The sequence below is a fragment of the Geodermatophilus sp. SYSU D00758 genome (genome assembly GCF_054049955.1).
In genome coordinates, this window is the sequence record NZ_JBJGYK010000005.1 from 1 (window position 1) to 11,889 (window position 11,889).

At 75.8% G+C, this 11,889-nt stretch carries 10 protein-coding genes; 5 read left to right on the plus strand and 5 right to left on the minus strand.

The window, feature by feature from the left end; genetic code table 11:
• Positions 1–218 precede the first annotated feature (218 nt).
• Complete coding sequence (locus ACI8AC_RS05120; protein WP_456895831.1) at positions 219–1,034, plus strand: deoxyribonuclease IV; 816 nt, start codon at positions 219–221, stop codon at positions 1,032–1,034.
• A 106-nt stretch (positions 1,035–1,140) separates the two neighbouring features.
• On the opposite strand, the gene ACI8AC_RS05125 is transcribed toward ACI8AC_RS05120, so the two are convergent.
• The 3 genes from ACI8AC_RS05125 to ACI8AC_RS05135 all read right to left on the minus strand — a co-directional run bounded on the left by ACI8AC_RS05125 (position 1,141) and on the right by ACI8AC_RS05135 (position 5,718).
• A complete protein-coding gene (locus tag ACI8AC_RS05125) occupies positions 1,141–2,673 on the minus strand; it encodes a glycosyltransferase family 87 protein (RefSeq protein ID WP_456895833.1) in 1,533 nt (510 codons plus the stop codon).
• A gap of 25 nt (positions 2,674–2,698) precedes the next feature.
• Positions 2,699–5,089 carry a transglycosylase domain-containing protein gene (locus ACI8AC_RS05130; RefSeq protein ID WP_456895835.1) on the minus strand — a complete coding sequence of 797 codons (2,391 nt, stop codon included), beginning with the start codon at positions 5,087–5,089 and terminating at the stop codon, positions 2,699–2,701.
• Between the two features lie 215 nt (positions 5,090–5,304).
• On the minus strand, positions 5,305–5,718 hold the full coding sequence (locus ACI8AC_RS05135; protein ID WP_456895837.1) for a DUF5318 family protein: 414 nt from the start codon (positions 5,716–5,718) through the stop codon (positions 5,305–5,307).
• Between the two features lie 168 nt (positions 5,719–5,886).
• Here ACI8AC_RS05135 and ACI8AC_RS05140 point away from each other — a divergent pair, with 168 nt between their 5' ends.
• The 3 genes from ACI8AC_RS05140 to ACI8AC_RS05150 all read left to right on the plus strand — a co-directional run bounded on the left by ACI8AC_RS05140 (position 5,887) and on the right by ACI8AC_RS05150 (position 8,667).
• Entirely contained in the window at positions 5,887–6,561 is a 675-nt protein-coding gene (locus ACI8AC_RS05140) for a PadR family transcriptional regulator (protein ID WP_456895839.1), read from the plus strand.
• A 97-nt stretch (positions 6,562–6,658) separates the two neighbouring features.
• Positions 6,659–7,738, plus strand: a complete 1,080-nt coding sequence (locus ACI8AC_RS05145; protein ID WP_456895840.1) for an inositol-3-phosphate synthase — start codon at positions 6,659–6,661, stop codon at positions 7,736–7,738.
• Positions 7,739–7,899: 161 nt separating this feature from the next.
• On the plus strand, positions 7,900–8,667 hold the full coding sequence (locus ACI8AC_RS05150; protein WP_456895842.1) for a hypothetical protein: 768 nt from the start codon (positions 7,900–7,902) through the stop codon (positions 8,665–8,667).
• Between the two features lie 181 nt (positions 8,668–8,848).
• Here the strand turns inward: ACI8AC_RS05150 and ACI8AC_RS05155 are convergent, their stop codons facing one another.
• The gene (locus ACI8AC_RS05155) at positions 8,849–9,514 is read right to left on the minus strand and encodes a YqgE/AlgH family protein (protein ID WP_456895844.1); all 666 of its coding nucleotides are present in this window, start codon (positions 9,512–9,514) and stop codon (positions 8,849–8,851) included.
• Positions 9,515–9,613: 99 nt separating this feature from the next.
• On the opposite strand from ACI8AC_RS05155, the gene ACI8AC_RS05160 reads away from it, so the two are divergent.
• Positions 9,614–10,876: an MFS transporter gene (locus ACI8AC_RS05160; RefSeq protein ID WP_456895846.1), complete on the plus strand. Its 1,263-nt coding sequence runs from the start codon at positions 9,614–9,616 to the stop codon at positions 10,874–10,876.
• Between the two features lie 64 nt (positions 10,877–10,940).
• Here ACI8AC_RS05160 and ACI8AC_RS05165 read toward each other — a convergent pair whose 3' ends face one another.
• On the minus strand, positions 10,941–11,882 hold the full coding sequence (locus ACI8AC_RS05165) for a hypothetical protein (RefSeq protein ID WP_456895848.1): 942 nt from the start codon (positions 11,880–11,882) through the stop codon (positions 10,941–10,943).
• Positions 11,883–11,889 lie beyond the last annotated feature (7 nt).

Below are 11,889 nucleotides of genomic sequence, written 5' to 3' on the forward strand. Positions count from 1 at the left end.
GGGTGAGCAGGACCGCGGCCCCCTCGCAGGGCCCCGCCGCGAGCACGCGAGCGGCGGGGGGCCAGGGGTGAGCAGGACCGCGGCCCCCTCGCAGGGCCCCGCCGCGAGCACGCGAGCGGCGGGGGGCCAGGGGTGAGCAGGACCGCGGCCCCCTCGCAGGGCCCCGCCGCGAGCACGCGAGCGGCGGGGGGCGAGGGGGTCCTTCTAGGGTCGGGGACGTGGCTGCCGCACCGATCGCCGTGCACGTGGGCCCCGGCCTGACCGACGACGGCGAGCTCGACGACGGCGGCCCGCTGGCCCGGGCCGCCGAGATGGACGCCGACGGCGTGCAGGTCTTCCTGGCCGACCCGCAGGGCTGGACGGCGCCGAAGCCGCGGCCGGACGCCGACGCCCTGCGCGACGGCGACCTCGTGGTCGTCGTCCACGCGCCGTACGTGCTCAACGTGGCGACGACGAACAACCGGATCCGCATCCCCAGCCGCAAGCTGCTGGACAAGCACGCGCAGGCCGCCGCGGCGGTCGGTGCGCCGGGCATGGTGGTGCACGGCGGGCACGTCCTCGCCAAGGACGACCCGGCGGCCGGGGTGGACAACTGGCGCAAGACCTTCGCCCGGCAGGCCGAGAGCGGGGGCTTCGCCGTCCCGCTGTGGATCGAGAACACCGCCGGCGGCGGCAACGCCATGGCCCGCGACCTCGACGCGATCGCCCGGTTGTGGGACGCCGTGGGGGAGTTCGGTGCCGGGTTCGTGCTCGACACCTGCCACGCCTGGGCGGCCGGCTGGGACCTCGCCACGGCGGTGGACGACGTCCGCGCGATCACCGGGCGGATCGACCTGGTGCACCTCAACAACAGCCGCGACCCGGCCGGCTCCAGCCGTGACCGGCACGCCCCGCTGGCCGGCGGGGAGATCCCGACCGAGCTGCTCGTCGAGGTGGCGCGGGCCGCCGGCTGCCCGGTGGTGCTGGAGACCCCGGGGGACAGCGCCGCCCACGCCGAGGAGGTGGCCCTCCTCCGCGCGGCCCTGTCCGCCTGACCCGCGGGACGACTGACCCGCGGGACGGCCCACCCGCGGGAGAGGGAGCAGTGCCGGCGTCCAGCAGCCCGGGACGGGGGCATCGCTTGCTGTCCCGCGTGACTTCCTACCCCGCGTGGGCGGCCGACCGCCGGCGCCGGGCCACCCGGTCCGGGGCGTGGTCGAGGACACCCCCGGCGGGGTCGTCGACGGCGGGCCAGCTGGTGCGGACGACGTCCCGGTCGGGGTGCAGCACGTCCCGCACGACCAGCACCACGAGCGCGACGACGGCGGCGTCCCGCAGGGTGACCGCGAGGAAGAACCACTCGACGTCCACCCCGCGGTTGTCCGTGCCCAGGTACCAGAGCATCCGCGGCACCCACAGCAGCGCCTCGGTGGCCTGCCACAGCAGCAGCGACCGCCAGCGCGGCCGGGCCAGCACGGCCAGCGGCAGCAGCCACAGCGAGTACTGCGGGCTCCACACCTTGTTGAGCAGCAGGAAACCGGCGACGAGCAGGAAGGCCACCTGGGCCACCCGCGGCCGGACCGGTGCGGACAGCACCAGCCAGCCGACCGCGGTCACCATCGCCAGCGTGCTGACCGCCACGACGGCGTTGAGCACCGTCGGCGCCTGCCCCTCGGCCAGCGGCCCGTCGAACAGCCGGCCGCCGCTGGCGGTGATCGCGATGTTCCACAGCGAGTCGGGGTCGGCGGGCCGGGTGCTGTTGAGCCGGAAGAAGCGCGACCAGTTCTCCGGGGCGAGCACGGCCACGGGGACGTCGACCGCGAGCCAGGCCAGCGCCGCCGCGGCTGCGGTCCGCGCCCAGGCGGTCAGCCGCCCGGCCCGCAGGCACAGCAGGAACAGCGCCCCGAGCAGCAGCACCGGGTAGAGCTTGGCGGCCACCCCCAGGCCCAGGAGGACGCCGGCGAGGACCGGCCGCTCGCGGGCCCACGCCCACAGCCCGAGCGACGCCAGCGCGACCGCCCACAGGTCCCAGTTGGTGAACGCGTGGACGAACAGCACCGGCGAGAGCCCGACCATCGCGGCGTCCCACGGCCGGCGGCCGGCGGTGCCCAGCACGGCCCGGGTGGTGACCAGCGCGCACACCGACAGCAGCAGGCAGGTCGCCACGTAGTACGCCTGCACCGGGGGGACGTCGGGCAGCAGCGCGGTCGCGTCGGTCAGCGACCCGTAGACCCGGCCGAGCGCGGCGGCCACGACCATGAACGCCCCGGTGAGCACGGGGTACTCGACGGCCGAGTCGAGGTAGGGCAGCTCGCCGCGGTCCAGGCCGTGCAGGCCGAACAGCGGGACGGTGTCGGAGTAGCACAGGTGCGTGTACTGCACCGACCCCGCCCAGTTCCCGTCCGCGCAGGGCGACTGCTTGGCCCAGGCCAGGGCGAGGACCGCGGTGGTGAACAGCAGGCAGACCCGCAGCGGGGTCCAGAACGGTGCCCGGCCGGTCACCGCGTGCCGGCCCCACGGCCCACCGACCGCCTCGCTGGCCTGGGCGACCACCGGGTCGGTCCAGGTCGGGACGACGCGGTCCGGCTCCGTGCCGTCGTCCCCCGGCGGCCGTCCCCCGGACGGCACGGACCCCCCGGCCGACGGTGCGGCCGGGGGGTCCGGGAGGGGGTCGCTCGGGCGGTGCGGGCTCACCCGCGCCAGTCTGCCCGAGGAGCGGTCAGCCGCCCTGCTGCTGCGGGTCGACGGGGGGCGCCCCGTTGGCGGGGGGCTCCTGACCCGGGCTGCCCTGCTGCTCCTCGGGATCCGGCGACTCCGGCGGGACCGGCGGCTGCGGCGGCTGCGTCGACGGGGGAGCGGTGGTCGGCGCCGGCGGCGTCGTGGTGGTCGGCGCCGGCGGCTCCGGGGCCTCGGTCGTCGTCGGCGCGGGGGCCTGCGTCGTGGTCGGCGCGGGCGCCCGCGTGGTCACCGGCGCCGGAGCCGGCACCCCGCGGTCGCCCTTGTCGCCGCGGATGGCCGGGCGGTCGGGCAGGTTCTCCTCCGGCGTCCCCTGGAGCGCGGTGTCCATGAACCGCTGCCAGATGGCGCCGGGCAGCCCGGAGCCGTACACGATGGCCCCGCCGGAGTTCACGATCGGCTCCCGGCCGTCGGTGCCCATCCACACCGCCGTCGACAGCGACGGGGTGTAGCCGACCATCCAGGCGTCGGAGTTGTCCTCGCTGTTGAGGCCCTGGGTCCCGGTCTTGCTGGCGACCTCGCGCCCGCCGCTGAGGGACCGCTTCGAGTACCCGGCGACGTCCTTCAGGGCGTAGGTGACGTCGTTGGCGACGTCGGCGCTCATGACCTGCTCACCGGGGTCGCCGCCGTACTGGAGCAGCACCGCGCCCTCGGTGTCGGTCACGCGGGAGACGAAGAACGGGTCCCGCTCCACCCCGCCGGCGGCGAAGGTGGCGAAGCCGTGGGCCTGGTCGATCGGGCGCATCTCGTACTCGCCGATGCCGATGGCCGAGCCGGTGTCCCCGTCGGCGTTGGCCAGCGTGGTGTTGCCCTCCAGCGGCCCGCCGGCCCAGGTCTCGGGCAGGTCGGTGGCCGCCAGTGCCGTCTCCCGCACGTTCTGCGGGCCCACCTCGTAGGCCAGGCCGTAGAAGGTGGTGTTGAGCGACCGGGTCATGGCCTCGACGAGGGTGCAGGCCCCGCAGGAGACGCCGCCGGAGTTGCGCACCGGCGCCTCGCGGTCGGGGAACTCCTGCGGCGAGGAGCCGTCCCGGCGCGAGGTGACGCTGATGCCCTGCTCCAGCGCGGTGGCCAGGACGTAGGGCTTCATCGACGACCCCGGCTGGCGCTGCGCCTGCGCGTAGTCGTTGCCGGTGCCGCTCGGCCCGCCGTAGTACGCGCGGACGGCGCCGGTCCTCGGGTCGATGGCGACGAGGGCCTCCCGCAGGTTCTCCGGCTCCCCGGCGGTCACGTCGGTGACCGCGGCGATGGCGGCGTCCTGCGCGGCCTTGTCCACCGTGGTGGTGATCCGCAGGCCGCCGGCCCGGATCTGCTGCTCGGTGTACCCCTTGGCCTCGAGCTCGCCGATCGCCCGCTGCACGACCAGGCCCTCCGGGCCGGAGGGGATGCCCAGCGAGGAGCCGGTCTTGGGCAGCACGGCCGGGTAGCCGGCGGCCTCGCGGGCGGCGGGCTCCAGCCAGCCCTCCTCGACCATCGCGTCGAGGACCAGCCCCCAGCGGTCCTGCGCACCCTCCGGGTTGGCCTCCGGGTCGTAGGTCGAGGGGCTGCGCACCAGGACGGCCAGCACCGCACCCTGCTCTGCGGTCAGCTGGCTGGCCGGGACGCCGAAGAAGGTGTTGGCGGCGGCCTCGATGCCGTAGGCGCCGCGGCCGAAGTAGATGGTGTTCAGGTAGTTCTCGAGGATCGCGTCCTTCGAGTACTGGTTGTCCAGCTTGATGGCCAGGAAGAGCTCCTGGAACTTGCGGCTGAACGTCTGGTCGGTGGTCAGGAAGGCGTTCTTGACGTACTGCTGGGTGATCGTCGAGCCGCCCTGCGTCGAGCCGCCGGTGAGGTTGTTCCACGCGGCCCGGACGATGCCGGTGAACGAGATGCCGGGGTCGTTGTAGAAGTTCCGGTTCTCCGCGGCCAGGATCGCCTGCCGCGCCGGCTCCGAGACCTCGTCCAGGCTGACGTTGGTGCGGTTCTCCGCACCCAGCCGGGCCATCTCGGTCGTGCCGTCGGCGTAGTAGACGACGGTGGTCTGCGCGTTCTGCACCGAGCCGGGGTCGGGGACCTCGGTGGTGGCGTACACCACGCCGACGAAGACCCCGAGCAGCACGAACAGGCCGACGAGCGCGGCCAGCGCGGCCTTGAGCACCCGGCGCCGCCTCGGCTTGGCCTTGCCCGCAGGGCGCTTGCCCGCGGGACGGGAGCCGGCGGGGCGGGACCCGCCGGTCCGGGACGCCGTCGTCCGTGCACCGCGCCCGGCCGGCGGGCGGCGGGCGCTGCCGCCGCCGCGGGCACCGCCGCCGCCGTTCCCGGCCGTGCGCCCGGGCGGCGGCCGGCGGACCGAGCCGCCGCGCGGGCCGACCGGTGAGGTCTCGTCGTGGGGAGGCACGAGGGGCCCCTCTCTGGTTCGATACACGGGGACACGCCGACGGACGTCGGTCATCCCAGGGTGGCGTCTTCAGGTGTGGCACCGCGGGAGACCCGCGCAGCGGCCGCAGGGCGACGCCCCACCAGCCCCAACCAGTGAACACGGCAGGGCCTGTTCCCCGCCGTGACTCAGAACACGTGCTCCCGGGCGGCGACCACCCCGTCGCGACCCGGCGACTACTCCGTCGCGACCCGCCGGCGGCTTCGCCGGCGCTGGCGGGCCGGATCCGGCTCCGCACCCAGGACGTACGAGCAGTCGAGGTGGTTCCACCCGCACCCGCGGCACACCTCGACGGCGTAGACGGTGAACTCCTCCTGGGCGGCGTCCATCCGCGCGAGCTCGGCCTGGGTCTTGGCCTGACCGGCCGCCGGGCCCAGGGCGTCACCGTAGACGTAGTTGACCCGGGTCAGCCGCTCCCGGCGGCACACCGGGCAGGCGACGTCGGTCTGCTCCCCGTGGTACTTGGCGGCGCGGGACAGGTACGGGCTGGCGTCGCAGACCTCCGAGACCCCGGTGCGGCCGGCGTACACGCCGGCCAGGACCGCTCGCCGCTGCAGCGAGTAGTCCACGACGGATCGACGTCCGGGCACGCACCCAATCTACGCACCGGGCCCCTGCCCCGGGACCCCTCGCCGACCGTGGGCGCCGTCCCGGCGGTCGCCGCGGGACACCTGCCGGTCACCTCCCGTTGGAGTGCCCGACCGATGCCGATGTATCGTCCCGATACATCGAGGCGCAGGGGACCGGAGGGGGGCGACGTGCTGGAGTTCGCCATCCTCGGACTGCTGCAGCAGTCCCCGATGCACGGGTACGAGCTGCGCAAGCAGCTGGCCCAGGTCCTCGGGGGGCTGCGGAGCATCTCCTACGGGTCGCTCTACCCCGCGCTCAAGCGCCTGCACGCCGCCGGGTACGTCACCACCGACGAGCCGGCACCGGGTGCCCTGCTGCCGGCCGACGCCCCGCCGCTGACCGGCCGGCGCGGCAAGGTGGTGTACCGGATCACCGCGGAGGGCAAGGAGCGCTTCCACGAGCTGGCCGGCCAGTCCGGCCCGGAGGCCTACGACGACGGCGGCCTGTTCGGCGTCCGCCTGGCCTTCTTCCGGCACACCGCCGCCGACGTGCGGCTGCGCATCCTCGAAGGCCGCCGCCGCACCGTCGAGCGGCAGCGGGAGGGGCTGCGGGCCTCGCTGGCCCGCACCCGCGAGCGGCTCGACCGCTACACCCTCGAGCTCCAGCGGCACGGCCTGGACTCGGTGGACCGCGAGGTCCGCTGGCTGGCCGAGCTCATCGACCGCGAGCTGGTCGACACGGACCCCGCCCGCACCGAGCACACCCGTACCGAGCAACCCGACCACGACCGGCGTCGAGACGACGGCGCCGGACCGACCGGGACCGGCCCCGACGAGGGGGCCGGCAGACCCCGTCCTGACTGACACCCGGGGGTAGCACCGCCCCCGTCCACCACCACCCGGACCGTTCGCGGTCCGACCGCCCACCGACCGCGAACCGGTCCGTACCAAGGAGATCTGCATGGGAACCGTCAAGGTCGCCATCGTCGGCGTCGGCAACTGCGCCGCCTCGCTCGTGCAGGGGGTGCACTACTACCGGGACGCCGACGAGACGACGTCGGTCCCGGGCCTCATGCACGTGCGCTTCGGCGAGTACCACGTCTCGGACGTCGAGTTCGTCGCCGCCTTCGACGTCGACGCCAAGAAGGTCGGCCGCGACCTCTCCGAGGCGATCGTCGCCAGCGAGAACAACACGATCAAGATCTGCGACGTGCCGCCCCTGGGCGTGCCCGTCCAGCGGGGCACCACCCTCGACGGGCTCGGCAGGTACTACCGCGAGACCATCGAGGAGTCCGACGAGCAGCCGGTCGACGTGGTCGCCGCGCTGCGCGAGTCGGGCGCCGACGTCCTGGTCTGCTACCTGCCGGTCGGCTCGCAGCAGGCCGCCGAGTTCTACGCCCAGGCCGCCCTGGACGCCGGGGTGGCCTTCGTCAACGCGCTGCCGGTCTTCATCGCCGGCACCCCGGAGTGGGCCGACAGGTTCACCGCCGCGGGCGTCCCGATCGTCGGCGACGACATCAAGTCCCAGGTGGGCGCGACCATCACCCACCGGGTGCTGGCCAAGCTCTTCGAGGACCGCGGCGTGCAGCTCGACCGCACGATGCAGCTCAACGTCGGCGGCAACATGGACTTCAAGAACATGCTCGAGCGCGAGCGCCTGGAGTCGAAGAAGATCTCCAAGACCCAGGCCGTCACCAGCCAGGTCGACCGCGACATGGGCCAGGGCAACGTGCACATCGGCCCGTCGGACCACGTGCCGTGGCTGTCGGACCGCAAGTGGGCCTACGTCCGGCTCGAGGGCCGCGCGTTCGGCGACGTCCCGCTGAACCTGGAGTACAAGCTCGAGGTGTGGGACTCCCCGAACTCCGCGGGGATCATCATCGACGCCGTCCGCGCGGCGAAGATCGCCAAGGACCGCGGGATCGGCGGTCCGATCCTGTCCGCGTCGTCCTACTTCATGAAGAGCCCGCCGGTGCAGTACTCGGACTCGGAGGCCCGCGACGCGGTCGAGGCCTTCATCCGCGGGGACGTCGAGCGCTGAAAGGACTCGTCCTCCTCACCCCTCGCAGGCTCGGGGTGAGCCTCGGGACGGGGCCGCTCCGGCGGCGCAGGCGGTTCACCGGGCCCGTCCCCTGCGGGGGGCGGGCCCGGTCGCGTGTCGGGCCACCGCGCCCGGCCGGGCGGCTGCCTACGCTGGCCGCCATGCCCGCCCCGCGCCGCCGTCCCCTCGCCGCCGGCGTGCTGGCCCTCGGCCTGGCGGGCCCGGGGCTGCTCGCCGGCTGCGGGGGCGACGTGCAGCGCCCGGTGGGTGACCAGGTCACCGCCGACGAGGCCGGCGTCCTCGGCGGCCTGCTCAGCCGCAACGCCGAGCAGGGCGGGGCGGCGTTCGTCGCCAGCGCGCCCTACGGCTCGGACGGCGTGCTGACCCTCACCGGCGAGGTGGACCTCGCCGGCCGGGCCGGGCGGGCGCAGGCCGTCGCCGACCCCGGCGACGGCGGCCCCGAGCTGACCCGCACCGTCTTCTTCACGGCGGACGACGTCTGGCTGGGCGACGTTCCCGGGCTGGCCGACGCCCTGACCGCCGCCGGCCTGCCCGCCGCCTCCTACGTGCGCCGACCGCTCGCCGAGGGGGATGCCCCGCCGCTGACCGACGTCCTGGTGCGGGTGGTGCTGGGACTGTCCGCCGAGGAGGCCGACGACCCCGCGGCCTTCCTCGACGGCGGCTACCGCTGGCAGGGCGACCGCTCGATCGACGGGGAGCTGACCAGCGTCTACGGCGCCGAGTCGGGGTGGACCGTGGCGGTCGACCGCAGCAGCGACCTGCTCGTGCAGTTCGTGGCGCCGGTGGGCGGCACCGACGCCACGGTGACCCTCTCCGAGCACGGGCCGCGCACGATCGCGCTGCCTCGGGACGAGGAGACGGTGGACGGCCCGGCACACCCGGAGGTGGCGGCGACCGTCGGCCTCTGAGGGGCCCGCCGGCCGGAGCCGGACATGGGTGGAGGGGGCGGCCTCTTCCCCAGACCGCCCCCTCCGACCGCTTTCCTACCAGAGATCGGCCCCGCGCGCCTCCCCTGGCCGCGCGACGCGCCGGATCGAGTGCACCGGTCTCAGCGCACCGGATCGGGTGGGCCGGATCGGGTGGGCCGGGTCAGTTGAGGGTCGGGTCGGCCGGCGCGGTCGACAGCACCGCCAGCAGGCCGGTCTGGCGGGCGAGCACCCGCCGCCACAGCTGCGGGCCGGAGAGGTCGCTGACGACGTCCTCCGGCGTCCCGGGGACGCAGGCCCACGCCCCCTCGGCGACCTCGCCGGCCAGCTGGCCGGGCGACCAGCCGGCGTAGCCGGCGAAGACCCGCAGCCCGCTGACCTCGCCGTCGAGCTCCTCGGGGTCGGTGTCGAGGTCGACGAGGTAGACGTCGCCGGCCACCCGTCGCAGCCCCCGGTCGCCGAGCGCGGCGGCGGCGGGGGAGACGGCGAGGCACAGGGCGGTGTCGGTCTCGCACGGGCCGCCGACGTGGAAGACCCCGGGCGGCACCGCCAGGTCGCACCAGCCGGGCAGCACGTCGCGGATCTCCACGCCGCTGGGCCGGCCGAGGACCACGCCGAGCGTGCCGCTGTCGTTGTGGTCGAGCACGTACACCACGGCGCCGGCGAAGGTCGGGTCGGTCAGCGAGGGCATCGCCACCAGCAGCGACCCCGGTCGCACGTCCGCGACCGAGCCGATCGAGACGGCGGGGGCGGCGTCGGGCCGCCGCCTGCCGGTCGCGGGACGGGCCGGCGGGCCGCTGTCGGGGTCGGGCGCGGACGGGGGAGTCATCGCCGTCCAGTGTGCCCCACCCGGCGGCCCGGGGGAGGCTCCGGACGCCTCCGTCCCGAACGTCACGGCCGCGTCCCCGGCGGCCGTAGGGTGAGCGGCGTGCGGCAGGCCGGGGCGTCCGCGCGGCACCTGCTGCCGCGGGCGGACTTCCGGCGGCTGCTGGCCACCCGGCTGCTGGCCCAGGCGGGGGACGGCGTCCTGCAGGCGGCGCTCGCCGGGACGGTGCTGTTCAACCCGCAGCGGGCCGCCGACCCCGTCGACGTCGCGGCCGGCTTCGCGGTGCTGCTGCTGCCGTACTCGGTGGTCGGCCCGTTCGCCGGCGTGTGGCTGGACCGCTGGAGCCGGCGGCAGGTGCTGCTGTGGGCGGGGCCGGTGCGCGCGGCCCTGGTCGCCGTCCTGGCCGCCCTCGTCGCCGCCGGGGTGGCCGGGCCGGCGTTCCTGCTCGCCGGGCTGGCGGTCTTCTCGGCCAACCGCTTCGTGCTCGCGGCGCTGTCGGCCGCGCTGCCGCACACGGTGGAGCAGCCGTCGCTGGTGTCGGCCAACGCGCTGTCGACCACGGCCGGGGGCGTGGCGACCGTCGCCGGCGGTGCGGCCGCGGTGGCCGCCCTGCCCCTCCTCGGCGCCGGGGACGCCGGCTACGCGCTGGTGGCGCTGGCGGCGACGGTCCCCTACCTGGCCTCCGCGGCCGCCGCGGCCGGCTTCCCGCGCCCCTACCTCGGCCCCGACGCCGGTGCCCGGTCGGCGGCCGGCGAGATGCGCGACGTGGTGCACGGGATGGTCGCCGGCGCGCGGCACGCGTGGTCCCGGCCCCCGGCGCGGGCCGCGCTCGGCGTCATCACCGTGCACCGGCTCTGCTTCGGGCTGGTGACCCTGATGACGCTCCTGCTGTTCCGCGCCACCCCGGGCGGCGAGGGCCCGGTGCCCGGGGGGCTTCCCGGTCTCGGGGTGACCGTCGCCGCCGGGGCCGTGGGGACCGTGGCCGCGGCGGCGGTGACACCGGCGGCCGTCCGGCGCTGGGGCCGGTCGCGCTGGGTCGCGGGCCTGCTCGCGGGCGGGGGCGTGCTGGTCGTCGTCCTCGGGTTGCCGGCGCGGCCGACCGGGGTGGTGCTCGCGGCGCTGGTGCTGGGCTTCCTCGGCCAGGGGGTGAAGGTCTGCGTCGACACCACGCTGCAGGAGGTGGTGGACGACGACGTCCGCGGCCGGGTGTTCTCCGTCTACGACACCCTGGTCAACGTCGCCTACGTGGCCGCGCTGGGCCTGGGAGCGGCCGTGCTCCCGCCCGCGGGGGCCTCGCCCCCGGTGCTGCTCGCGGTCGGCGCGCTGTACCTCCTCACCGCGGCCGCGGCGGCCCTCCGCCGCTGAGCACGGTGCCGCGCCCCGGTAGCGGAGTGCCCCGTGCGAGAGAACCTCGCACGAGGCACTCCGCTCACCCCTCCTCGACGTGCGGGGCGAGCTCCAGACCGCAGGCCAGCGGCTCCGCGCGCAGCCGGCGCACCGGGAAGCGGAAGAGGACCAGACCCACCGAGTGGAGCGCGTTCTGCCGGAGCAGGTCACCGCCCCAGTCGGCGGCAGAGAGGTGGAAGGCGGCCCCGTCGGCCTCCGCCGCGACCCTGCGACGCCGCCACAGCGCGTCCACGAAGAAGGTCCCCCGCGGGGTCTCGACGACTGCGCCCCACTCCGGCTCCGGGAGGCCGGCAGCGAGCACAGCCCGCCGGAGGTCCGCCTCGCCCACCGACCGCATCCCGCGTCCGGCATCGGCGACCGCCTGCCGCAGCCACGGGGTGGACCGCCTGCCCAGAGCTGCCACCTCGATCTCCAGGTCGCCGACCGTGCACAGCTCCCGCTGCAGGACGTCCGCGACGACGTGGTCGACGTCGGCACGGCGCCCGGCCGTCACGGCGACGTCCACCGCCGCGCGTGCCGGTGGTGCCACGGCAAGCCGGTCGACGACCCAGCCGGGAGGTACCGGCCGCCGGCTCTGGTGCACGACGACGAAGGCCCGTGAGAGCAGGTGCCGGCCGTGGGGGACGGTGATCTCCACGAGCCCGCCTCCGCTCGGGGCCGCGTAGCGACCTCTCACGCCGGCCACCCGGGACGCCCGCCTGGCCTCGTCCACCCGGGCGCCCCAGGCCAGCAGTGCGCTGCGGTGGGAGAGGACGGCGTCGGCCCCCGCGTAGCAGAGCGCGGCCTGCCAGCGCTGCCGCAGGGTCAGGGGTCCCGAGTGGCTGACCAGCACGCCGGGGAGCGGTTCCTGCCAGCGCCCGGACTCCACCGCCGTCCGCAACCGGTGGTGACTGAGGCCTGCCTCGAGCAGGAGCCGCCGAGGGGCGACCGGCTGGCCGAGGTGGTCGATGGGAGGCAGTCGCACCCGCGAG

What these genes read in the sequence shown, in the direction of transcription:
- ACI8AC_RS05155 (WP_456895844.1), bottom strand. Translation starts at nt 9,514, where the DNA reads ATGACTCCCCCGTCCGCGCCCGACCCCGACAGCGGCCCGCCGGCCCGT.
- ACI8AC_RS05145 (WP_456895840.1), top strand. Translation starts at nt 6,659, where the DNA reads ATGGGAACCGTCAAGGTCGCCATCGTCGGCGTCGGCAACTGCGCCGCC.
- ACI8AC_RS05150 (WP_456895842.1), top strand. Translation starts at nt 7,900, where the DNA reads ATGCCCGCCCCGCGCCGCCGTCCCCTCGCCGCCGGCGTGCTGGCCCTC.